28 protein-coding genes and 1 riboswitch are annotated in these 21,266 nt (G+C 40.9%); all 28 genes read left to right on the forward strand.

The window, feature by feature from the left end; genetic code table 11:
• The first annotated feature begins 37 nt into the window (after positions 1 to 37).
• A riboswitch (M-box (ykoK) riboswitch) is annotated at positions 38 to 188 on the forward strand.
• 194 nt (positions 189 to 382) lie between these two features.
• The 28 genes from mgtA to rplX all read left to right on the forward strand — a co-directional run bounded on the left by mgtA (position 383) and on the right by rplX (position 21,256).
• Positions 383 to 3,043 (forward strand): magnesium-translocating P-type ATPase, encoded by a 2,661-nt coding sequence (mgtA, locus tag ACERDH_RS06355; RefSeq protein WP_386685371.1) that lies wholly within the window; start codon positions 383 to 385, stop codon positions 3,041 to 3,043.
• Positions 3,044 to 3,178: 135 nt separating this feature from the next.
• Positions 3,179 to 3,577 carry a transcriptional regulator Spx gene (gene spx, locus ACERDH_RS06360; RefSeq protein WP_000591165.1) on the forward strand — a complete coding sequence of 133 codons (399 nt, stop codon included), beginning with the start codon at positions 3,179 to 3,181 and terminating at the stop codon, positions 3,575 to 3,577.
• Positions 3,578 to 3,642: 65 nt separating this feature from the next.
• Positions 3,643 to 4,212: an SP0191 family lipoprotein gene (locus ACERDH_RS06365; protein ID WP_000725139.1), complete on the forward strand. Its 570-nt coding sequence runs from the start codon at positions 3,643 to 3,645 to the stop codon at positions 4,210 to 4,212.
• A gap of 86 nt (positions 4,213 to 4,298) precedes the next feature.
• Entirely contained in the window at positions 4,299 to 4,565 is a 267-nt protein-coding gene (locus ACERDH_RS06370) for an IreB family regulatory phosphoprotein (protein ID WP_000507059.1), read from the forward strand.
• Positions 4,566 to 4,568: 3 nt separating this feature from the next.
• Positions 4,569 to 4,988, forward strand: a complete 420-nt coding sequence (ruvX, locus tag ACERDH_RS06375; RefSeq protein ID WP_004239076.1) for a Holliday junction resolvase RuvX — start codon at positions 4,569 to 4,571, stop codon at positions 4,986 to 4,988.
• A gap of 15 nt (positions 4,989 to 5,003) precedes the next feature.
• Entirely contained in the window at positions 5,004 to 5,309 is a 306-nt protein-coding gene (locus ACERDH_RS06380; RefSeq protein ID WP_000017621.1) for a DUF1292 domain-containing protein, read from the forward strand.
• Between the two features lie 257 nt (positions 5,310 to 5,566).
• Positions 5,567 to 6,817: a bifunctional folylpolyglutamate synthase/dihydrofolate synthase gene (locus ACERDH_RS06385; RefSeq protein ID WP_386685343.1), complete on the forward strand. Its 1,251-nt coding sequence runs from the start codon at positions 5,567 to 5,569 to the stop codon at positions 6,815 to 6,817.
• An 82-nt stretch (positions 6,818 to 6,899) separates the two neighbouring features.
• Positions 6,900 to 7,364: an SP_0198 family lipoprotein gene (locus tag ACERDH_RS06390; protein WP_386685341.1), complete on the forward strand. Its 465-nt coding sequence runs from the start codon at positions 6,900 to 6,902 to the stop codon at positions 7,362 to 7,364.
• 139 nt (positions 7,365 to 7,503) lie between these two features.
• A complete protein-coding gene (cls, locus tag ACERDH_RS06395; protein WP_265473088.1) occupies positions 7,504 to 9,036 on the forward strand; it encodes a cardiolipin synthase in 1,533 nt (510 codons plus the stop codon).
• A gap of 254 nt (positions 9,037 to 9,290) precedes the next feature.
• A complete protein-coding gene (locus ACERDH_RS06400) occupies positions 9,291 to 10,844 on the forward strand; it encodes a damage-inducible protein CinA (protein ID WP_261080963.1) in 1,554 nt (517 codons plus the stop codon).
• Between the two features lie 119 nt (positions 10,845 to 10,963).
• The gene (gene nrdD, locus ACERDH_RS06405) at positions 10,964 to 13,171 is read left to right on the forward strand and encodes an anaerobic ribonucleoside-triphosphate reductase (protein WP_265473087.1); all 2,208 of its coding nucleotides are present in this window, start codon (positions 10,964 to 10,966) and stop codon (positions 13,169 to 13,171) included.
• An 11-nt stretch (positions 13,172 to 13,182) separates the two neighbouring features.
• On the forward strand, positions 13,183 to 13,323 hold the full coding sequence (locus tag ACERDH_RS06410; RefSeq protein ID WP_000521618.1) for a hypothetical protein: 141 nt from the start codon (positions 13,183 to 13,185) through the stop codon (positions 13,321 to 13,323).
• A gap of 43 nt (positions 13,324 to 13,366) precedes the next feature.
• On the forward strand, positions 13,367 to 13,867 hold the full coding sequence (locus tag ACERDH_RS06415; RefSeq protein ID WP_386685337.1) for a GNAT family N-acetyltransferase: 501 nt from the start codon (positions 13,367 to 13,369) through the stop codon (positions 13,865 to 13,867).
• Positions 13,868 to 13,872: 5 nt separating this feature from the next.
• On the forward strand, positions 13,873 to 14,469 hold the full coding sequence (gene nrdG / locus ACERDH_RS06420; protein WP_386685335.1) for an anaerobic ribonucleoside-triphosphate reductase activating protein: 597 nt from the start codon (positions 13,873 to 13,875) through the stop codon (positions 14,467 to 14,469).
• Entirely contained in the window at positions 14,466 to 15,149 is a 684-nt protein-coding gene (locus tag ACERDH_RS06425; RefSeq protein ID WP_386685333.1) for a uridine kinase family protein, read from the forward strand. Before nrdG ends, ACERDH_RS06425 begins: the two co-directional genes overlap by 4 nt.
• A 192-nt stretch (positions 15,150 to 15,341) precedes the next feature.
• Complete coding sequence (gene rpsJ, locus ACERDH_RS06430; protein ID WP_001284513.1) at positions 15,342 to 15,650, forward strand: 30S ribosomal protein S10; 309 nt, start codon at positions 15,342 to 15,344, stop codon at positions 15,648 to 15,650.
• A gap of 81 nt (positions 15,651 to 15,731) precedes the next feature.
• Positions 15,732 to 16,358 carry a 50S ribosomal protein L3 gene (rplC, locus tag ACERDH_RS06435; RefSeq protein ID WP_000160197.1) on the forward strand — a complete coding sequence of 209 codons (627 nt, stop codon included), beginning with the start codon at positions 15,732 to 15,734 and terminating at the stop codon, positions 16,356 to 16,358.
• A 24-nt stretch (positions 16,359 to 16,382) separates the two neighbouring features.
• Positions 16,383 to 17,006 carry a 50S ribosomal protein L4 gene (rplD, locus tag ACERDH_RS06440; RefSeq protein ID WP_000024549.1) on the forward strand — a complete coding sequence of 208 codons (624 nt, stop codon included), beginning with the start codon at positions 16,383 to 16,385 and terminating at the stop codon, positions 17,004 to 17,006.
• Positions 17,006 to 17,302 carry a 50S ribosomal protein L23 gene (locus ACERDH_RS06445; protein WP_001055347.1) on the forward strand — a complete coding sequence of 99 codons (297 nt, stop codon included), beginning with the start codon at positions 17,006 to 17,008 and terminating at the stop codon, positions 17,300 to 17,302. The genes rplD and ACERDH_RS06445 overlap by 1 nt, the downstream gene beginning before the upstream one ends.
• Positions 17,303 to 17,319: 17 nt before the next feature.
• On the forward strand, positions 17,320 to 18,153 hold the full coding sequence (gene rplB, locus ACERDH_RS06450; RefSeq protein ID WP_000512911.1) for a 50S ribosomal protein L2: 834 nt from the start codon (positions 17,320 to 17,322) through the stop codon (positions 18,151 to 18,153).
• 103 nt (positions 18,154 to 18,256) lie between these two features.
• Complete coding sequence (gene rpsS, locus ACERDH_RS06455) at positions 18,257 to 18,538, forward strand: 30S ribosomal protein S19 (protein WP_000533766.1); 282 nt, start codon at positions 18,257 to 18,259, stop codon at positions 18,536 to 18,538.
• 11 nt (positions 18,539 to 18,549) lie between these two features.
• Positions 18,550 to 18,894: a 50S ribosomal protein L22 gene (rplV, locus tag ACERDH_RS06460; protein WP_000818137.1), complete on the forward strand. Its 345-nt coding sequence runs from the start codon at positions 18,550 to 18,552 to the stop codon at positions 18,892 to 18,894.
• A 12-nt stretch (positions 18,895 to 18,906) separates the two neighbouring features.
• A complete protein-coding gene (rpsC, locus tag ACERDH_RS06465) occupies positions 18,907 to 19,560 on the forward strand; it encodes a 30S ribosomal protein S3 (RefSeq protein WP_000529936.1) in 654 nt (217 codons plus the stop codon).
• Between the two features lie 3 nt (positions 19,561 to 19,563).
• Positions 19,564 to 19,977, forward strand: a complete 414-nt coding sequence (rplP, locus tag ACERDH_RS06470; RefSeq protein ID WP_000960946.1) for a 50S ribosomal protein L16 — start codon at positions 19,564 to 19,566, stop codon at positions 19,975 to 19,977.
• A 9-nt stretch (positions 19,978 to 19,986) separates the two neighbouring features.
• Entirely contained in the window at positions 19,987 to 20,193 is a 207-nt protein-coding gene (rpmC, locus tag ACERDH_RS06475; RefSeq protein WP_000772918.1) for a 50S ribosomal protein L29, read from the forward strand.
• 24 nt (positions 20,194 to 20,217) lie between these two features.
• Complete coding sequence (rpsQ, locus tag ACERDH_RS06480) at positions 20,218 to 20,478, forward strand: 30S ribosomal protein S17 (RefSeq protein ID WP_000440801.1); 261 nt, start codon at positions 20,218 to 20,220, stop codon at positions 20,476 to 20,478.
• Between the two features lie 25 nt (positions 20,479 to 20,503).
• The gene (gene rplN / locus ACERDH_RS06485) at positions 20,504 to 20,872 is read left to right on the forward strand and encodes a 50S ribosomal protein L14 (protein ID WP_000616545.1); all 369 of its coding nucleotides are present in this window, start codon (positions 20,504 to 20,506) and stop codon (positions 20,870 to 20,872) included.
• 78 nt (positions 20,873 to 20,950) lie between these two features.
• Positions 20,951 to 21,256, forward strand: a complete 306-nt coding sequence (rplX, locus tag ACERDH_RS06490; RefSeq protein ID WP_084862773.1) for a 50S ribosomal protein L24 — start codon at positions 20,951 to 20,953, stop codon at positions 21,254 to 21,256.
• Positions 21,257 to 21,266: the final 10 nt, after the last annotated feature.

Genomic DNA, 21,266 nt, shown 5'->3' on the forward strand with positions numbered 1-21,266 from the left:
TTGACTTTTAAATTTTAAAGGTTTATACTGAAAGACGAAAACGGTAGGTGAGGCTACCATAGGGATACGGATGACTACCGCAAAGCAGTGGAGACACTACTCGTTGGTCAACAGTCCTGGTCGCGAAGGCCAAGACTAAGCTCATTACATTGCCCTATGGAGTTAAAGCTTGAACGAAAAACAGATAATTAGTTTTTTAATCCTGCCATTTTATGGTGGGATTTTCTACTGTTTAAAACAAAGAAAGGAGATAAACGATGCAAATTGACGATCATCCGGAACCGCACATACACAGCCAATCGCTGATTTGTGTCGTTCTGCCCTTATAAAGTGATTGGTCTCTGTGTATGAAACACATCATTCATACAGATAGGAGAAACCAATGAAAACTACAAAAGAAAGATTAGCAACAGCTATTCATACATCTTTAAACGAAACTCTCTCTTTTTATAAGACAAGTCTAACAGGATTGACTGAGGAGCAGGTGGAGAAAAATCGTGACCTATATGGCGAAAATACCATCACAAAGGGTCAAGAAGACAGTATCCTCAAAAAGATTTACGAATCCATTATCAATCCTTTTACGATCATCTTACTGGTCATCGCCGTGATTTCCTTGGTGACCAATGTCTGGTTGGCAAAACCAGGTCAAGAGGATCCGACGACTTCTATTATCATCGTTGTCCTAGTCCTCATTTCTGGTGGCATACGCTTTGTCCAAGAACTCCGTAGTGATAAGGCTGCGACCAATCTATCAAAAATGATTGTCAACACAGCGACTGTCATTCGTCAAGGAGAAATCCAAGAAGTACCTATCGATGATTTGGTAGTGGGTGACGTGGTTAAATTAAGCGCTGGAGACATGATTCCAGCAGATCTTCTTTTATTTGAGTCGCGTGATTTCTTTGTACAACAGTCGGGCTTGACAGGTGAAAGTGAATCGGTTGAAAAATTGGCCTTGACCAAGGCAACAGTTCAACAATCTGATAGTCTGCTAGAAGCAGAAGCGCTCGCCTTTATGGGAACCAATGTCTTGTCTGGTAGTGCCAAGGCCGTGGTTTTAGCAGTTGGTGATGATACCATGATGGGAGCCATTGAGCAGACTTTGAACACCTATGACGAGCCTACTTCGTTTGAGCGGGAGATGAATAGTATTTCGTGGCTCTTGATTCGTTTGATGCTGGTTATGGTGCCCATCGTTTTCTTGTCCAATGGTTTAACAGATGGTGACTGGCTGGAAGCTGGCGTATTTGCTTTGAGTGTTGGTGTTGGATTGACACCTGAGATGCTTCCTATGATTATCACGGCCAGTCTAGCAAAAGGCTCCATCATTATGGCCAAGGAAAAAGTGGTTATCAAGAAACTCAATGCCATACAGGACTTAGGGGCGATTGATATTTTGTGTACAGATAAGACAGGAACTCTAACCCAAGACGAAATTGTCCTTGAATATCCCTTGGATATCCACGGACGCTTGGATTTGACCGTCTTGAGACGAGCTTATCTCAATTCTTATTTTCAAACGGGCTTGAAAAATTTGATGGACAGAGCCATCATCAAACGGACTGAAAAGGAAGCAAAAGAACACGCCCTCTTGCAAAATCTGGCTCAAACTTTTCAAAAAATAGATGAGCTTCCCTTTGATTTTGAACGTAGACGGATGAGTGTTATCGTTAAGGATGAACACGAAAAGGTTAGTTTGGTAACCAAGGGTGCCCTAGAGGAAATGTTGACGATTTCCAGTTATGCGGAATACCAAGGAGTGATTACTCCTTTGACAGATGTTATTAGAGAAGAAATTTTAGCAGAAGTCAGACAACTAAATCAACAAGGTTTGCGTGTCTTGGGAGTGGCCTATAAGTCAGGTTTGAGGGAAGGTCATGCCTATACAGTTGATGATGAAGGGGATATGATTCTAACTGGTTATTTAGCCTTCCTAGATCCTCCTAAACCATCTGCAGCACCAGCAATTAAGGCTCTGTTAGAACATGGAGTTCAAACAAAAATTTTGACGGGAGACAACGAAAAAGTTACCCAAGCAGTCTGTGAAAAGGTTGGTTTGGATATCAATCAGATGCTGTTAGGATCTGAAATTGATCAGATGAGTGATCAAGAATTGGCCCAAGCCGTAGAGGAGGTAACAGTCTTTGCCAAACTTTCACCTGACCAAAAAGCGAGGATTATTTTGCAATTTAAGGCTAATGGTCATGCTGTCGGCTATATGGGAGATGGGATCAATGATGCTCCTTCTATGAAAGTTGCAGATGTGGGAATTTCTGTTGATACAGCAGTAGATATTGCCAAAGAAACAGCTGATGTTATCCTACTTGATAAGGATCTCATGGTGCTTGAAAAAGGACTTGTTGAAGGGCGTAAGGTCTATGCCAATATGACTAAATATATCAAAATGACAGTGAGTTCTAATTTTGGAAATATCTTATCCCTATTGGTCTCTGGAATCTTTTTGCCATTTTTACCAATGGCACCAGTCCATTTGATTATCCTAAATCTAGTTTATGATTTGTCTTGTATTGCCTTGCCTTTTGACAAGGTGGATAAAGATTTTTTGAGAAATCCGCATACCTGGGAAGCCAAGTCTATCACACGTTTCATGGTTTGGATGGGGCCTATCTCTTCTGCCTTTGATATTTTGACCTTTATTTTGCTCTATTTTATCATTGTACCCATGACGACAGGTCAAGCCTATGTCCATGGAGCGGAGTCTGCCGTAGGATTTATTGTCTTGTTTCAGACAGGTTGGTTTATCGAGTCCATGTGGTCACAGACCATGGTTATCCATATGCTGCGTTCAGCTAAAATTCCCTTTTTACAAAGTCGTCCAGCTTGGCTAGTCCTTGTGACAACCTTATTGGCTGCAGCCTTTGTGACCTTCCTTCCCTACAGTCCACTAGCTAGCCTTCTCCATCTAACTCCTTTAAAATCGATTTATTTCATCTTTTTACTTTTCATCATTATTTTGTATATGATTAGCGTGACAATTGTGAAAAAAATCTATATCAAGAAATATCAAGAATGGCTGTAAATTTCATTTTGTCAAGAAAAAAGTACGAAAATGACGAAAAAAGTCAAAAAAATTTAAAAATAGGTCGCAAGTCGGATGTTTTTTATGGTATAATAGACTAAACTGATAGTAACATGTAGCGAAAGGGGTAGGTACATGATTAAAATTTATACAGTCTCAAGTTGTACTAGCTGTAAAAAAGCAAAAACCTGGCTCAATGCCCACCAGTTAAGTTATAAAGAACAAAATCTTGGTAAAGAAGGAATTACGCGAGAAGAATTACTGGATATTCTGACAAAAACAGATAACGGAATAGCCAGCATCGTTTCGTCTAAAAATCGCTATGCCAAAGCCCTTGGAGTGGATATTGAAGATTTGAGTGTCAATGAAGTCCTCAATCTGATTATGGAAACACCGAGAATTTTAAAGAGCCCAATTCTTGTGGATGAAAAACGCCTACAAGTTGGCTACAAGGAAGACGATATTCGTGCCTTCCTACCACGCTCTGTCCGTAATGTAGAAAATGCAGAAGCACGTTTGCGTGCAGCTCTATAAACATCAAGGCTGGGAGCAACTCCCAGTCTTATTCTATTTTAATTTCAAAAAGAAAGAAGAAAGAAATGAAAAAAATAGTTCTTGTTAGTCTAGCTTTCCTTTTTGTCCTGGTTGGTTGCGGACAGAAAAAAGAAACTGGACCAGCTACAAAAACAGAAAAGGATACGCTTCAGTCGGCATTGCCAGTTATTGAAAATGCCGAGAAGAATACAGTTGTGACCAAGACTTTGGTCTTGCCCAAGTCAGATGATGGCAGCCAGCAAACCCAAACCATTACATACAAGGACAAGACTTTTTTGAGCTTAACGATTCAACAAAAACGTCCAGTTTCTGATGAGTTGAAGACTTATATCGACCAACATGGAGTGGAAGAAACTCAAAAAGCTCTTCTGGAGGCAGAGGAGAAGGATGAGGCTATCATAGAAGCTCGTAAATTAGCAGGATTTAAGCTTGAAACTAAACTATTGAGTGCAACCGAACTTCAAACAACGACTAGTTTTGATTTTCAAGTTTTGGATGTCAAGAAGGCTTCTCAGTTAGAATATTTGAAGAACATTGGTTTAGAAAATCTCTTGAAGAATGAACCAAGCAAATATATTTCAGACAGATTGGCAAATGGCGCGACAGAACAATAGAAAATCCAAATAAATAGACTGCCTGAATTGTAGAACGTAAGGAATTATGCTATAATGGTACTATTCTAAGGAAAGAGGGTGTTAGAATGGGATTTACTGAAGAAACAGTACGTTTTAAATTGGACGATTCCAATAAAAAAGAAATTAGCGAAACTCTGACTGATGTTTATGCTTCGTTGAACGATAAGGGCTACAACCCGATTAACCAAATCGTAGGTTACGTATTGAGTGGAGACCCTGCCTACGTTCCTCGTTATAATAATGCACGAAATCAAATCCGTAAGTATGAGCGCGATGAAATCGTTGAAGAATTGGTCCGCTACTACCTTAAAGGACAAGGAGTCGATTTATAACCTATGAGAATTATGGGATTGGACGTCGGTTCAAAAACGGTAGGGGTGGCTATTAGCGATCCGCTTGGTTTTACAGCTCAAGGACTTGAAATCATCCAAATCAACGAGGAGCAAGGCCAATTTGGTTTTGACCGCGTTAAGGAGTTGGTTGATACTTACAAGGTGGAACGATTTGTAGTGGGCTTGCCTAAAAACATGAACAATACAAGCGGACCGCGCGTGGAAGCTAGTCAAGCCTACGGAGCAAAGTTAGAAGAGCTTTTTGGTTTACCAGTAGACTATCAGGATGAACGCTTGACAACAGTTGCCGCAGAGCGCATGTTGATTGAGCAAGCAGATATTAGCCGTAACAAGCGCAAGAAAGTCATTGATAAGTTAGCAGCTCAGCTGATTTTACAAAATTATTTAGATAGAAAATTTTAATACAAAGGAGAGGCTATGTCACACGATCATAACCACGACCACGAAGAACGTGAATTAATTACACTAGTAGATGAGCAAGGAAATGAAACCTTGTTTGAAATCCTTTTGACGATTGACGGAAAAGAAGAATTTGGTAAAAACTATGTTCTTCTAGTACCAGTTAACGCAGAAGAAGACGAAGACGGACAAGTTGAAATCCAAGCTTACTCATTCATCGAAAACGAAGATGGAACAGAAGGCGAATTGCAACCAATCCCAGAAGACTCAGAAGACGAATGGAATATGATTGAAGAAGTCTTCAACAGCTTTGTGGAGGAGTAAAAATATCCGGGGGATATTTTTACCCCAGTTCCTTTAAATAAGAGAGAACTGGTAAGTCCGGGGGACGTTTTTAGCCTGACGCTAAAAATAAAAACCGTCAGTAAATTCGGAGGATATTTTTACCCTAAGTTAATATTCATAGTAGCTAGTTATTAGCTAACCAGGTAAGAGGTTGGGACGAAAATCCTGGCCTCGTTTTTTGTTAGTCATCATGCTTTGATGCGGTAATTGATTGGACTTTTGTCAAGGAGATGTGTATGTTTGAAGTAGAAGAATGGCTCCATAGTCGGATTGGTTTGAATTTTCGATCAGGCTTGAGCCGAATGCAACAAGCGGTGGATTTGTTGGGAAATCCTGAGCAGTCTTACCCTATTATCCACGTAACGGGGACTAATGGGAAAGGCTCTACCATTGCTTTTATGAGGGAGTTATTTATGGGACATGGCAAAAAAGTTGCGACCTTTACCTCCCCTCATATCGTCTCTATCAATGATCGAATCTGCATTAATGGACAACCAATAGCTGACGCAGACTTCATCCGTTTGGCTGAGCAGGTCAAGGAGATGGAGAAAATGCTTCTGCAAACTCATGACCAGTTGTCCTTTTTTGAATTGCTGACCTTGATTGCTTTCCTCTATTTTAGGGAGCAAGAGGTGGATTTGATTTTACTAGAAGTGGGAATTGGTGGCTTGCTTGACACGACCAATGTGGTAACTGGAGAGATTGCTGTCATCACTTCCATCGGGTTCGATCATCAAGAAACCTTGGGTGATAGTCTAGAAGCAATTGCAGAGCAGAAAGCTGGTATTTTCAAGGCTGGTAAAAAGGCAGTGATTGCTAAGCTGGCTCCAGACGCTAGGCTTGTCTGTCAGCAAAAAGCCGACTCTTTAGCTGTTGATCTTTATCAGGCAAGTCAAGATTTTTCAATGCTGAATGGTGATTTTTCAAGTTCTTTGGGAACTTTTTCGCAGTTAAAAATAGGATTGGAAGGAGCTTATCAGCAGGAAAATGCGGCCTTGGCGCTACAAACATTTCTTCTCTTTATGAGAGAAGGAAAGGAATCTGTTGATGAGCAGGTTGTAAGACAGGCTTTGGAGAAGACCCATTGGGCTGGTCGCTTGGAGCGTATTCGCCCACAGATTTACTTGGATGGTGCTCATAACCTCCCTGCCTTGACTCGCTTGGTTGAATTTATCAAAGAAAAAGAGCAGGAAGGCTATCGTCCTCAAATCCTATTTGGAGCCTTGAAACGTAAGGATTATCAGGGGATGTTGGCTTATCTGACTGAGAATTTGCCTCCGGTGGAACTCAAGGTGACTGGCTTTGACTATCAAGATTCTCTGGACGAGACAGATGTAACAGGTTACCATGTAATTCCCTCTTACCGAGAATTTATCAGCAGTTTTGAAGAAAGAGCCGATACCAAGGACTTGTTATTCATTACAGGGTCTCTCTATTTTATCTCAGAAGTACGGAGCCACATACTGGAACGTGAGCAGATAAATTGACCACTTTTTTGAACTTGTTATACTAGGGGAATTGCTGGTTAGAGAAAATTTCTCTAAATTGGTAGCAGAAAGGAAATTCACCATGAAATTAAAAAGATTCACACTTTCTCTTGCTTCTCTAGCAAGTCTTAGTCTCTTAGTTGCTTGTTCACAAAGAGCTCAACAGATTCAACAGCCAGCAGCTCAACCGCAAATACAACAAACTCAGCAATTACAACCTGCTGCTTCATCTTCTACAGAAAATACAAACCAGGCAGCAACAAGTTCTTCACAAAATGTGCCTGAGGCTCAACCAACTGATATTGATGGAACTTATACCGGTCAGGACGAAGGAGAACGTATCACTTTAGTGGTCACTGGAATAACTGGTACTTGGACTCGGGTTGAAACTGATGGGGAACAAGAAATCAAGCAGGTTAGCTTAAATGCCACTAATCAACGCATGGTTATTGGGGATAATGTCAAGATTTATGCAATCAATGGCAGTCAGATGATTATTGATGATATGGATAGAGAAGCGTTTGATCGCATCGTTTTATCAAAATAGACTAGAAGGAGACTGGAATTTTCGGTCTCTTTTGCTTTTGCTCAGAAAAATGATTATAAATACTTGCCTTCTACCGAATACCTGCGTTATACTAGTATTAATTACCTGTTTTTAGCATTCAAAATATCAAGGAGGGGATATGAAATATAGAAAATTTCAATTATTGATGTCCAAGTATGGCTTTAGTCTTTCGATTATGCTACTTGAATTTTCTCTTGTTTTTGGTCTCTTTCTTTACTTAGGGCGTATGGCTCCTATTCTATGGGTAATTGTCTTAATTTTTATGAGTATGGCGACTATTGTCGCAATTGTCAATCGTTCAATGACACCTGATAGTAAAGTGATGTGGTTAGTGGTGACTTTTGTTCCTGTCATTGGCCCCTTGCTCTATCTGATGTTTGGTGAAAGACGATTATCCAAAAAAGAAATCAAGCAGTTGGAAAAACTTGGTTCTATGCATTTTCGGGAAGATAACAGTAAAGCTCTCCGGCAGAAATTGAAGGAAGATGATAAGGCAGCTTACGGAGTTATCAAATCTTTGTTGAGTATGGATAGCAATACCGATGTCTATGATCGAACAGATTCGCATTTCTTTTCTTCGGGTGAAAGCATGTGGCAACATATGTTGGAAGACCTCAAGAAAGCTGAGAAATTTATCTTTCTAGAGTACTATATTGTCGAAGAAGGTCTGATGTGGAATAGCATACTAGATATACTAGAGCAAAAGGCAGCTCAGGGTGTAGAGATCAAGATGCTCTATGATGATATCGGCTGTATGGCGACTTTACCCGGAGACTACACTATTCAGCTTCGTAGTCGAGGAGTTGAAGCCCATAAGTTTAACAAGGTGATTCCTCGTTTGACGGTGGCTTACAACAATCGGGACCATCGTAAAATCCTTGTCATAGATGGCCAGGTAGCTTATACAGGAGGGATTAACTTAGCCGATGAGTACATCAATCATGTAGAACGTTTTGGCTATTGGAAGGATAGTGGAATTCGCATAGATGGCCCTGGTGTCAAGGCTCTAACCCGTCTTTTTTTGATGACTTGGTACATCAATCGTGGGGAAATCAGCGATTTTGACCAGTATCACCTGGAAAATCAGCCTTGTTCTGGCCAAGGGCTCTGCATTCCTTACGGTAGTGGACCCAAGCCCATCTTCCGTACTCAAGTAGGGAAAAAAGTTTATCAAAGTTTAATTAATCAGGCTACTGATTCAGTCTATATCACAACACCCTATTTGATTATTGACTATGATTTAACTGAGAGTATTAAAAATGCAGCCATGAGGGGTGTTGATGTCCGCATCGTGACTCCTTTCATTCCGGATAAAAAATTAATCCAGCTCATAACAAGAGGAGCCTATCCGGATCTTTTGTCAGCAGGAGTCAGGATTTTTGAGTATAGTCCAGGCTTTATCCACAGTAAACAAATCCTAGTGGACAAGGACTTTGCTGCAGTTGGAACGATTAATTTAGATTATAGAAGTTTGCTTCATCACTATGAAGATGCAGTTTTGCTATATAAAACGGCATCAATCACAGAGATTCAAAAAGATTTTCAGGAGATTTTTTCAGTATCTCAAGAAATTTTCCCTCATACGATAAAAAATAGCTGGTATCAAAAATTGATTAAGGAAATTGCCCAGTTATTCGCCCCTATCTTATAAGAAATCTAGGACTTAGGAAATGACTGAGTCCTCTTTTTCTTGCTTTTTACGAATAAGAAGATATAGGAGGAACGATGCTGACTCAGAAAGAATTGGATTATATCATAACATTTAAACAGACGCATTTACACCGATTTCGGGAAATTGAAACCTTTGTGAAACTATGCAAAAAATCACTCAAACACCCATCGCAAGCTGACAATTTTAGGTCTTTTTGATATACTAAGACAGATAAATTGAATAGGAGAAACGACATGGCTGTATATGGCAGAATCGAAGAAGTATCCGAAACGATACAGAGTAATGAAATTGAAAATAGATTGGATAGGAACCTTGAATCTCATGTAGAGAAAGAAGAACAGGTAGCTTTCCCGTTTTTCAGACTCATCATTGGAAGTACGATTGCAACGGTTTTTTCTGTGGTGATACCTTTACTTTTAGATATGGTAAGTCCTTCTCAGGCTCAGGATTTGTATATAGGGTGGGCTTTACATCAGGGAGGACAGCTCTACAGTAGCTATTATGCTAGTCACGGTCTTATTTATTACTTGCTACTTTATATTACCCAAGGAGGTATCCTTTTTGCCTTGGTAGAATGGCTAGCTCTCTTAGGAGGAGGTTATTTCCTCTTTTCTTCGACAGAGTATTTGACGGGACAAAGGGAACAAGCCAAGCAACTCCTAACCATATTTTATATTTTGGTATCTGGTCTCGGTTTTGGAGGAGGATATGCAACAATTGTAGCTTTGCCATTTCTGTTTGCAGGATTTTCGTTCATAGCAGCTTATCTATCAAATCCTAACCATGACAAGGGGTTTCTACGTTTGGGGATTTTCTTGGCCCTATCATTTTTCATAGAGCCTCTTACAAGTCTTCTCTTTATTGCAGTAGTAACGATCGGTTTATTTGTCTTTAATGTTGGGCATGGTCGCCTTGCTCATGGAGTTTATCAGTTTTTTGCAGCAGCACTTGGCTTTTCTCTCATCTTTTACCCAGTAGGATATTATGTTCTTGCTTCAGGTGGTTTTGGAGAAGCTCTAGGAAGTCTTTTATATCCGATTGATTCCCTTCAGGTCTTTACCAATCCTCAACTAATGGATAATGTTGTATTCTATGGTTTGTTGACCTTTGGTTTAGGAGCTATCTTCCTTGTTTTTCTAGGTTTGTTCCAATCAAAGGCATCAAGATTATATGTTATTTCAGTACCAGCTAGTTTTGCTTTCTTATTTGTATTAGCCTTGTTGCTTTTTTCTCAAGAACCTCTTCACGGTTCGCGTTTGATTCTAATCCTTCCATTTTTACTCCTTCTTTTGATGACCAGTATTCGTTGGAAACATTCAGCTAGAGGAGCTCGTCGTCGGAGAAGAGAAGATGTTCCTACATTATGGAAAAAATTCATGAAGGGAAATCTCTACCTACCTATCCTAGTGGTGGTTTATCTGATTGCTATTCCTTTTGTGGCTCGTTTTGTCTTGCATCCAGCTTCTTATAGAGAACAACATCAAGTGGTAGATAGAGTCAAACAAGAGACGAGTGATGGTGACCAAATCTATATTTGGGATTCACATGTTCAGATGTATAAAGAAAGCCAGCGTTTGTCTGGATCCATGTTCCCATCACCTCTTCTTTACACGAGTACAGAAGAGAATAAAACTAGTTTAATCAATGACTTGAAAGAAAACAAACCTAAGGTGATTGTGGTGAATGATAAGGTAGCAGTCTGGTCTGAAGTGGAAACAATTTTGAAAGAAAATTACCAACAAGTAAAGACTGATTACTCAGAGTTTAAAGTCTATAAAATTAAATAACGAAATCAATATCTTGTGTATTTTTAAAAATTTTAGGATTTTTAACACAAGATATTGATTTTTCTTTTTAGAGTGGTATAATACTTTTTAGAAAGAACATTTTAGAAAAGAGCATGCATATGATTGCACTAGAAGAAAAAATTACAATTTTGCCAACTCTCTTCGTTGAAAAACGAGATGGGAGACGTGTTGTATTTGATGTGGACAAGATTGACAAGGCTCTCCACAAGGCGGCTGACAAGGTTATGGATGTGACACCCCTGGTCGAAAAACGCCTCGATGCTCTGACCGAGCGAATTGTCACAGAAATTCATAGTCGCTTTCCACAGGGGGTTAAGATTTACGAAATTCAAAATATCGTAGAACATGAACTCCTTGAAGCCAAAGAATATGCGCTAGCTGAGGAGTATATTACTTATCGGACACAAAGGGATTTTGAGCGTTCAAAAGCGACAGATATCAACTTTAGCATCCATAAACTTCTCAACAAAGACCAGGCCGTTGTCAATGAAAATGCTAATAAAGACAGCGATGTCTTTAATACCCAGCGTGATTTGACAGCAGGGATTGTTGGGAAATCAATCGGACTGCAAATGCTTCCTAAGCATGTAGCCAATGCCCATCAAAAAGGGGATATCCACTATCACGATTTGGACTACAGTCCTTATACACCTATGACCAACTGCTGTTTGATTGATTTCAAGGGGATGTTGGAGAATGGTTTTAAGATTGGAAATGCAGAGGTAGAAAGTCCCAAGTCTATCCAGACTGCGACAGCTCAGATTTCTCAAATTATCGCCAACGTTGCTTCTAGCCAGTACGGTGGCTGTTCAGCTGACCGTATCGATGAAGTTTTGGCGCCTTATGCAGAGAAGAATTACCAAAAACACCTCAAGGATGCGGAAGAATGGGTCTTACCTGACAAACGGGAAGATTACGCTTGGAAGAAAACCCAAAAAGATATCTATGATGCCATGCAATCTCTCGAGTATGAAATCAACACTCTCTTCACTTCAAATGGACAAACACCTTTCACTTCGCTAGGTTTTGGTCTAGGAACCAATCGTTTTGAGCGTGAAATTCAAAAAGCTATCTTAAACATTCGCATTAAGGGCCTCGGTTCAGAACATCGTACGGCTATCTTTCCTAAACTTATTTTCACGCTTAAAAGAGGCCTTAACTTAGAGGAAGGAACTCCAAACTATGACATCAAGCAGTTAGCCCTCGAGTGTGCAACCAAGCGGATGTACCCAGACGTCTTGTCTTACGATAAGATTGTTGAGTTGACAGGTTCTTTCAAGGTTCCTATGGGCTGCCGTTCGTTTCTTCAAGGGTGGAAGGATGAAAATGGTGTAGAAGTCAATTCAGGCCGTATGAATCTGGGTGTTGTGACGGTTAACCTCCCTCGTATTGCTCTTGAGTCTGAGGGCGACATGAATAAGTTCTGGGAAATCTTCAACGAGCGGATGAATATCGCTGAAGATGCTCTTGTTTATCGTGTCGAACGCGCTAAAGAGGCGACACCAGCGAATGCTCCTATCCTTTATCAGTACGGTGCTTTTGGCCATCGTCTAGGTAAAGAAGAAAATGTTGACCAGCTCTTTAAGAATCGTCGGGCAACAGTTTCGTTAGGCTATATCGGTTTGTACGAAGTAGCGACTGTTTTCTTTGGTAACAGCTGGGAAAGTAATCCAGATGCTAAGGAATTCACGCTGGATATCATTCGTGATATGAAACGCCGTGTAGAAGAGTGGTCTGACCAATATGGCTATCATTTCTCTATCTACTCAACACCATCTGAAAGTTTGACAGATCGTTTCTGCCGACTAGATACAGAGAAGTTTGGTTCTATTCCTGATATTACAGATAAGGAATACTACACCAACTCTTTCCACTACGATGTTCGTAAAAATCCAACACCGTTTGAAAAATTAGACTTTGAGAAAATCTATCCAGAAGCAGGTGCGTCAGGTGGTTTCATCCATTATTGTGAGTATCCAGTCCTTCAGCAAAATCCAAAGGCCTTGGAAGCTGTCTGGGACTATGCCTATGACCGTGTCGGCTATCTAGGGACCAATACACCAATTGACCGTTGCTACAAGTGTGACTTTGAAGGGGATTTTGAACCAACTGAGAGAGGATTTGCTTGTCCAAACTGTGGAAATAGCGACCCTAAAACAGTAGACGTTGTTAAACGGACTTGTGGTTATCTTGGCAATCCTCAAGCCAGACCTATGGTCAATGGGCGTCACAAGGAAATCGCAGCGCGTGTCAAACATATGAATGGTTCAACGATTAAAATAGCTGGGCATCAAGTAACAAATTAGAAAGAAATGAAATGGGAAAATATCAATTAGACGATAAGGGTCGCGCACAAGTGACCCGTTATCACGAGAAACACTCTAAAGGTGGAGCTGGTAAGAAAGAGCGTCTACTCAATCTCAGAGAACAATTTTTAAACAAGAATAAGAAAAAATAAAAGTGAGAGTCAGCTCTCGCTTTTCTCATAGTGGGAGGTAAGTATGAAATTACGCAGACCAAGATTGTCAGATAAAGAGACAGTTTTAGAGATGATGGCAGAGTTTAAAAGGTCCCAGTCACCTCACGACGGTGGTTTCTGGGATACAGAGAACTTTGTGTATGAAGAATGGTTGGAAACAAATATGCAAAAAGAAATGGGAATAAACTTGCATGAAAATCGTGTTCCTTCTATTCAATTTGTATCATTTGATGATGTAGGTCATGCTCTAGGATTTTTGAATCTGCGATTGAGCCTGAATGAGGATTTACTGAATTATGCTGGCCACATTGGCTACTCCATTCGTCCATCAGAAAGAGGTAAAGGTTATGCTAAGGAAACTCTCCGTCAGGGCTTGCAAGTTGCTAAGGAAAAGAACATTAAACGAGCTTTAGTGACTTGTAGCACAGAAAATCCAGCAAGCCGAGCTGTTATCTTAGCTAATGGTGGGGAGTTGGAGGATGTTCGAAACGGAACGGAGCGCTATTGGATAGACTTGGAGTAGACAGCATGACATGGAATACACCAAAACCTGGTGAATGGAAAAGCGAGGAGCTTAGTAAAGGGCGGATTATTGATTACAAGGCCTTTAACTTTGTCGATGGAGAAGGCGTGCGCAACTCCCTCTATGTCGCAGGCTGTATGTTCCACTGCGAGGGATGCTATAATGTTGCGACTTGGTCTTTCAATGCAGGCATTCCTTATACAGCAGAGTTAGAAGAACAGATTATGGCAGATCTTGCCCAGCACTATGTTCAAGGCTTGACCTTACTGGGAGGGGAGCCATTCCTCAATACGGGCATTCTCTTGCCTCTCGTTAAACGCATTCGAAAGGAATTGCCAGAAAAAGATATCTGGTCCTGGACGGGCTACACTTGGGAAGAAATGATGCTGGAGACTCCAGACAAATTGGAACTCTTATCACTGATTGATATTCTTGTTGATGGAAGATACGATCGAACTAAAAGAAATCTCATGCTTCAGTTCCGAGGTTCGTCCAATCAACGAATTATCGATGTGCAAAAATCCCTCCAAAGTGGGCAAGTAGTGATTTGGGACAAACTCAATGACGGAAAAGAAAGCTATGAACAGGTGAAGAGAGGATGAAGAAAAACGACTTAATAGACCAACTAGTCTCAGAGATCGAAACGGGGAAAGTCAGGACACTGGGAATATACGGCCATGGAGCTTCAGGTAAATCAACCTTTGCACAGGAATTGTACCAATCCTTAGATTCTACTACAGTAAATTTGCTAGAGACAGATCCTTATATCACCTCAGGCCGTAATATGGTAGTACCAAAGGACGCGCCAAATCAAAAGTTGACAGCCTGTTTGCCAGTGGCGCATGAACTGGCGAGTTTGCAGAGAGATATCCTCGCCTTACAGGCGGGTATGGATCTCTTAACAATTGAAGAACCTTGGAAGGCTAGCGAGGTCTTGTATGGAGCAAAACCAATTCTGATAGTCGAAGGGATGTCTGTGGGCTTTCTACCCAAGGAACTCTTTGATAAAACCATTTGTTTCTACACAGATGAGGAGACTGAATTAAAGAGGCGTCTAGCTCGAGATACGACTGTAAGAAATAGCGATGCATCCTTTATATTAGCTAGTCATCAGATGAGACGGGAGCAGTATCTGCGATACTATAAAGAAACCGAGTCAATGGTGGACATCTTAGTGGATCAATCAGAAGATAAATTTGATGTCAAGAGAACCCAATTTATTTTATATAGAAGAAAATTCCTAGTTTTAAAAAGAAAAAATAGGAAAACAGTTTCATTGTAAAAAAACGAAAAAACAGCAACAAATCCCTTGCAATCGCAGGGGCTTTGTGTTATTCTATTATGGTGCTGTAAATTACAGCCTTAGCTTTGATGCAAGAGGTTGCGACACGCTCGGTTGCATTGCCACGCAACGCCGCGTCGGTTTTCTTGTGGAGCTAGCCTATTATCTTAAATAGACGAAAAGGAGAAAAAGATGGCAAACAAAAAAATCCGTATCCGTTTGAAAGCTTACGAACACCGTACGCTTGACACAGCGGCTGCAAAAATCGTAGAATCAGCTACTCGTACAGGTGCACAAGTTGCGGGTCCAATCCCACTTCCAACTGAACGTAGCCTCTACACAATCATTCGTGCGACTCACAAATACAAAGACTCTCGCGAACAATTTGAAATGCGTACACACAAACGTTTGATCGATATCGTTAACCCAACTCAAAAAACAGTTGATGCTTTGATGAAATTGGATCTTCCAAGTGGTGTAAACGTAGAAATCAAACTTTAATCTAAAGCTTGATATCTTGAGCATAAAAAACGCTCGTTAAAAACTTTTTGAATAAAAATATAGAAAAGGAACTATTTTCTCATGACAAAAGGAATCTTAGGGAAAAAAGTGGGAATGACTCAAATCTTCACTGAAGCTGGCGAATTGATCCCTGTAACAGTTATTGAAGCAACTCCAAACGTTGTTCTTCAAGTTAAAACTGTTGAAACAGACGGATACAACGCTATCCAAGTTGGTTTTGATGACAAACGCGAAGTATTGAGCAACAAACCTGCTAAAGGACATGTAGCGAAAGCTAACACGGCTCCTAAGCGCTTCATTCGTGAATTCAAAAACGTTGAAGGCTTGGAAGTTGGTGCTGAAATCACAGTTGAAACATTCGCAGCTGGAGACGTTGTTGACGTAACTGGTACTTCTAAAGGTAAAGGTTTCCAAGGTGTTATCAAGCGCCACGGACAATCACGTGGACCAATGGCTCACGGTTCTCGTTACCACCGTCGTCCAGGTTCTATGGGACCTGTTGCACCTAACCGCGTATTCAAAGGTAAAAACCTTGCAGGACGTATGGGTGGCGACCGTGTAACAATTCAAAACCTTGAAGTTGTACAAGTTGTTCCAGAAAAGAACGTTATCCTTATCAAAGGTAACGTACCAGGTGCTAAGAAATCTCTTATCACTATCAAGTCAGCAGTTAAAGCTGGTAAATAATAAGGAAAGGGGAATACAGTCAAAATGGCAAATGTAACATTATTCGACCAAACTGGTAAACAAGCGGGCGAAGTTGTTCTTAACGATGCAATCTTTGGTATCGAACCAAACCAATCTGTTGTGTTTGATGTGATCATCAGCCAACGTGCTAGCCTTCGTCAAGGAACTCACGCAGTTAAAAACCGCTCAGCTGTTTCAGGTGGCGGACGCAAACCATGGCGTCAAAAAGGAACTGGACGTGCTCGTCAAGGTTCTATCCGCTCTCCACAATGGCGTGGTGGTGGAATCGTCTTCGGACCAACTCCACGTAGCTATGCGTACAAACTTCCTCAAAAAGTTCGTCGCCTTGCACTTAAATCTGTTTACTCAGAAAAAGTTGCTGAAAATAAATTTGTAGCCGTTGATTCTCTTGAATTTACAGCTCCAAAAACTGCTGAATTTGCAAAAGTTCTTGCAGCTTTGAGCATCGATTCTAAAGTCCTTGTTATTCTTGAAGAAGGAAATGAATTCGCAGCTCTCTCAGCTCGTAACCTTCCAAACGTGAAAGTTGCGACTGCTACAACTGCAAGTGTTCTTGACATCGCAAATAGTGACAAACTTCTTGTTACTCAAGCAGCTATCTCTAAAATCGAGGAGGTTCTTGCATAATGAATTTGTATGATGTTATCAAAAAACCTGTAATCACTGAAAGCTCAATGGCTCAACTTGAAGCAGGAAAATATGTATTTGAAGTTGACACTCGTGCACACAAACTTTTGATCAAGCAAGCTGTTGAAGCTGCTTTCGAAGGTGTTAAAGTTGCCAACGTTAACACAATCAACGTAAAACCAAAAGCTAAACGTGTTGGACGTTACACTGGTTTTACTAACAAAACTAAAAAAGCTATCATCACACTTACAGCTGATTCTAAAGCAATCGAGTTGTTTGCTGCTGAAGCTGAATAATCTAAGGAGGAAATATCGTGGGAATTCGTGTTTATAAACCAACAACAAACGGTCGCCGTAATATGACTTCTTTGGATTTCGCTGAAATCACAACAAGCACTCCTGAAAAATCATTGCTTGTTGCATTGAAGAGCAAGGCTGGTCGTAACAACAACGGTCGTATCACAGTTCGTCACCAAGGTGGTGGACACAAACGTTTCTACCGTTTGGTTGACTTCAAACGTAACAAAGACAACGTTGAAGCAGTTGTTAAAACAATTGAGTACGATCCAAACCGTTCTGCAAACATCGCTCTTGTACACTACACTGACGGTGTGAAAGCGTACATCATCGCTCCAAAAGGTCTTGAAGTTGGTCAACGTATCGTTTCAGGTCCAGAAGCAGATATCAAAGTCGGAAACGCTCTTCCACTTGCTAACATTCCAGTTGGTACTTTGATCCACAACATCGAGTTGAAACCAGGTCGTGGTGGTGAATTGGTACGTGCTGCTGGAGCATCTGCTCAAGTATTGGGTTCTGAAGGTAAATACGTTCTTGTTCGTCTTCAATCAGGTGAAGTTCGTATGATTCTTGGAACTTGTCGTGCTACAGTTGGTGTTGTCGGAAACGAACAACATGGACTTGTAAACCTTGGTAAAGCAGGACGTAGCCGTTGGAAAGGTATCCGCCCAACAGTTCGTGGTTCTGTAATGAACCCTAACGATCACCCACACGGTGGTGGTGAAGGTAAAGCACCAGTTGGTCGTAAAGCACCATCTACTCCATGGGGCAAACCTGCTCTTGGTCTTAAAACTCGTAACAAGAAAGCGAAATCTGACAAACTTATCGTTCGTCGTCGCAACGAGAAATAATATTAAACTAGTCGCTTAAGCAACTAGTAAATCCGCCAGCTCGGTAGCGCTGCTTGTGAGCGCAAGCCGCTGTGGTACAACATTTAAAGGAGAAAATATAAAAATGGGACGCAGTCTTAAAAAAGGACCTTTCGTCGATGAGCATTTGATGAAAAAAGTTGAAGCTCAAGCTAACGACGAAAAGAAAAAAGTTATTAAAACTTGGTCACGTCGTTCAACGATCTTCCCAAGTTTCATTGGTTACACTATCGCAGTTTATGACGGACGTAAACACGTACCTGTTTACATCCAAGAAGACATGGTAGGTCACAAACTTGGTGAATTTGCACCAACTCGTACTTACAAAGGTCACGCTGCAGACGACAAGAAAACACGTAGAAAATAAGGAGAACATAAATGGCAGAAATTACTTCAGCTAAAGCAATGGCTCGTACAGTACGTGTTTCACCTCGTAAATCACGTCTTGTTCTTGATAACATCCGTGGTAAAAGCGTAGCCGATGCAATCGCAATCTTGACATTCACTCCAAACAAAGCTGCTGAAATCATCTTGAAAGTTTTGAACTCAGCTGTAGCTAACGCTGAAAACAACTTTGGTTTGGATAAAGCTAACTTGGTAGTATCTGAAGCATTCGCAAACGAAGGACCAACTATGAAACGTTTCCGTCCACGTGCGAAAGGTTCAGCTTCGCCAATCAACAAACGTACAGCTCACATCACTGTAGCTGTTGCAGAAAAATAAGGAGGTAAAATCGTGGGTCAAAAAGTACATCCAATTGGTATGCGTGTCGGCATCATCCGTGATTGGGATGCCAAATGGTATGCTGAAAAAGAATACGCGGATTACCTTCATGAAGATCTTGCAATCCGTAAATTCGTTCAAAAAGAACTTGCTGACGCAGCAGTTTCAACTATCGAAATCGAACGCGCAGTAAACAAAGTTAACGTTTCACTTCACACTGCTAAACCAGGTATGGTAATCGGTAAAGGTGGTGCTAACGTTGATGCACTCCGTGCAAAACTTAACAAATTGACTGGAAAACAAGTACACATCAACATCATCGAAATCAAACAACCTGATTTGGATGCTCACCTTGTAGGTGAAGGTATTGCTCGTCAATTGGAGCAACGTGTTGCTTTCCGTCGTGCACAAAAACAAGCAATCCAACGTGCAATGCGTGCTGGAGCTAAAGGAATCAAAACTCAAGTATCAGGTCGTTTGAACGGTGCAGATATCGCCCGTGCTGAAGGATACTCTGAAGGAACTGTTCCACTTCACACACTTCGTGCAGATATCGATTACGCTTGGGAAGAAGCAGATACTACATACGGTAAACTTGGTGTTAAAGTATGGATCTACCGTGGTGAAGTTCTTCCAGCTCGCAAAAACACTAAAGGAGGTAAATAACCAATGTTAGTACCTAAACGTGTTAAACACCGTCGTGAATTCCGTGGAAAAATGCGCGGTGAAGCAAAAGGTGGAAAAGAAGTAGCATTCGGTGAATACGGTCTTCAAGCTACAACTAGCCACTGGATCACTAACCGCCAAATCGAAGCTGCTCGTATCGCCATGACTCGTTACATGAAACGTGGTGGTAAAGTTTGGATTAAAATCTTCCCACACAAATCATACACTGCTAAAGCTATCGGTGTGCGTATGGGATCTGGTAAAGGGGCACCTGAAGGTTGGGTAGCACCAGTTAAACGTGGTAAAGTGATGTTCGAAATCGCTGGTGTATCTGAAGAGATCGCTCGCGAAGCGCTTCGTCTTGCTAGCCACAAATTGCCAGTTAAATGTAAATTCGTAAAACGTGAAGCAGAATAAGGAGAAGGCATGAAACTTAATGAAGTAAAAGAATTTGTTAAAGAACTTCGTGGTCTTTCTCAAGAAGAACTCGCGAAGCGCGAAAACGAATTGAAAAAAGAATTGTTTGAACTTCGTTTCCAAGCTGCTACTGGTCAATTGGAACAAACAGCTCGCTTGAAAGAAGTTAAAAAACAAATCGCTCGTATCAAAACAGTTCAATCTGAAGCGAAATAATAGACTAGGGAAGGAGAAATTTCAATGGAACGCAATAATCGTAAAGTTCTTGTTGGACGTGTTGTATCTGACAAAATGGACAAGACAATCACAGTTGTAGTTGAAACAAAACGTAACCACCCAGTCTATGGTAAACGTATTAACTACTCTAAAAAATACAAAGCTCATGATGAAAACAATGTTGCCAAAGAAGGCGATATCGTACGTATCATGGAAACTCGCCCGCTTTCAGCTACAAAACGTTTCCGTCTTGTAGAAGTTGTTGAAGAAGCGGTCATCATCTAATCAAACCTGAAAGGAGAAAACTGAAATGATTCAAACAGAAACTCGTTTGAAAGTCGCAGACAACAGCGGTGCTCGCGAAATCTTGACTATCAAAGTTCTTGGTGGTTCAGGACGTAAATTTGCAAACATCGGTGATGTTATCGTGGCATCTGTAAAACAAGCTACTCCTGGTGGTGCGGTTAAAAAAGGTGACGTTGTTAAAGCAGTTATCGTTCGTACTAAATCAGGTGCTCGTCGTGCTGATGGTTCATACATCAAATTTGACGAAAACGCAGCAGTTATCATCCGTGAAGACAAAACTCCTCGCGGAACACGGATCTTTGGCCCAGTTGCACGTGAATTGCGTGAAGGTGGCTTCATGAAGATCGTGTCACTTGCTCCAGAAGTACTTTAATTTTTAGAAACAAACTAGTCCCCTGGATTTACCTCCAGGGTGCCCTTATGGGCGTAAGAAAAATCAAGGAGAAACCTAATGTTTGTAAAAAAAGGCGACAAAGTTCGCGTAATCGCTGGTAAAGATAAGGGAACAGAAGCTGTTGTCCTTACTGCCCTTCCAAAAGTAAACAAAGTTATCGTTGAAGGTGTTAACGTCGTTAAGAAACACCAACGTCCAACTAACGAGCTTCCTCAAGGTGGGATCATCGAAAAAGAAGCAGCTATCCACGTATCAAACGTTCAAGTTTTGGACAAAAATGGTGTAGCTGGTCGTGTTGGTTACAAATTTGTAGACGGTAAAAAAGTTCGCTACAACAAAAAATCAGGCGAAGTGCTTGATTAATCACGAAGGA

It is taken from the genome of Streptococcus bovismuti (assembly GCF_042436615.2).
GTDB lineage: Bacteria > Bacillota > Bacilli > Lactobacillales > Streptococcaceae > Streptococcus.

Coding starts and splice junctions, on each gene's coding strand:
- mgtA (WP_386685371.1), top strand. CDS start 383: ATGAAAACTACAAAAGAAAGATTAGCAACAGCTATTCATACATCTTTA.
- spx (WP_000591165.1), top strand. CDS start 3,179: ATGATTAAAATTTATACAGTCTCAAGTTGTACTAGCTGTAAAAAAGCA.
- ACERDH_RS06365 (WP_000725139.1), top strand. CDS start 3,643: ATGAAAAAAATAGTTCTTGTTAGTCTAGCTTTCCTTTTTGTCCTGGTT.
- ACERDH_RS06370 (WP_000507059.1), top strand. CDS start 4,299: ATGGGATTTACTGAAGAAACAGTACGTTTTAAATTGGACGATTCCAAT.
- ruvX (WP_004239076.1), top strand. CDS start 4,569: ATGAGAATTATGGGATTGGACGTCGGTTCAAAAACGGTAGGGGTGGCT.
- ACERDH_RS06380 (WP_000017621.1), top strand. CDS start 5,004: ATGTCACACGATCATAACCACGACCACGAAGAACGTGAATTAATTACA.
- ACERDH_RS06385 (WP_386685343.1), top strand. CDS start 5,567: ATGTTTGAAGTAGAAGAATGGCTCCATAGTCGGATTGGTTTGAATTTT.
- ACERDH_RS06390 (WP_386685341.1), top strand. CDS start 6,900: ATGAAATTAAAAAGATTCACACTTTCTCTTGCTTCTCTAGCAAGTCTT.
- cls (WP_265473088.1), top strand. CDS start 7,504: ATGAAATATAGAAAATTTCAATTATTGATGTCCAAGTATGGCTTTAGT.
- ACERDH_RS06400 (WP_261080963.1), top strand. CDS start 9,291: ATGGCTGTATATGGCAGAATCGAAGAAGTATCCGAAACGATACAGAGT.
- nrdD (WP_265473087.1), top strand. CDS start 10,964: ATGATTGCACTAGAAGAAAAAATTACAATTTTGCCAACTCTCTTCGTT.
- ACERDH_RS06410 (WP_000521618.1), top strand. CDS start 13,183: ATGGGAAAATATCAATTAGACGATAAGGGTCGCGCACAAGTGACCCGT.
- ACERDH_RS06415 (WP_386685337.1), top strand. CDS start 13,367: ATGAAATTACGCAGACCAAGATTGTCAGATAAAGAGACAGTTTTAGAG.
- nrdG (WP_386685335.1), top strand. CDS start 13,873: ATGACATGGAATACACCAAAACCTGGTGAATGGAAAAGCGAGGAGCTT.
- ACERDH_RS06425 (WP_386685333.1), top strand. CDS start 14,466: ATGAAGAAAAACGACTTAATAGACCAACTAGTCTCAGAGATCGAAACG.
- rpsJ (WP_001284513.1), top strand. CDS start 15,342: ATGGCAAACAAAAAAATCCGTATCCGTTTGAAAGCTTACGAACACCGT.
- rplC (WP_000160197.1), top strand. CDS start 15,732: ATGACAAAAGGAATCTTAGGGAAAAAAGTGGGAATGACTCAAATCTTC.
- rplD (WP_000024549.1), top strand. CDS start 16,383: ATGGCAAATGTAACATTATTCGACCAAACTGGTAAACAAGCGGGCGAA.
- ACERDH_RS06445 (WP_001055347.1), top strand. CDS start 17,006: ATGAATTTGTATGATGTTATCAAAAAACCTGTAATCACTGAAAGCTCA.
- rpsS (WP_000533766.1), top strand. CDS start 18,257: ATGGGACGCAGTCTTAAAAAAGGACCTTTCGTCGATGAGCATTTGATG.
- rplV (WP_000818137.1), top strand. CDS start 18,550: ATGGCAGAAATTACTTCAGCTAAAGCAATGGCTCGTACAGTACGTGTT.
- rplP (WP_000960946.1), top strand. CDS start 19,564: ATGTTAGTACCTAAACGTGTTAAACACCGTCGTGAATTCCGTGGAAAA.
- rpmC (WP_000772918.1), top strand. CDS start 19,987: ATGAAACTTAATGAAGTAAAAGAATTTGTTAAAGAACTTCGTGGTCTT.
- rpsQ (WP_000440801.1), top strand. CDS start 20,218: ATGGAACGCAATAATCGTAAAGTTCTTGTTGGACGTGTTGTATCTGAC.
- rplN (WP_000616545.1), top strand. CDS start 20,504: ATGATTCAAACAGAAACTCGTTTGAAAGTCGCAGACAACAGCGGTGCT.
- rplX (WP_084862773.1), top strand. CDS start 20,951: ATGTTTGTAAAAAAAGGCGACAAAGTTCGCGTAATCGCTGGTAAAGAT.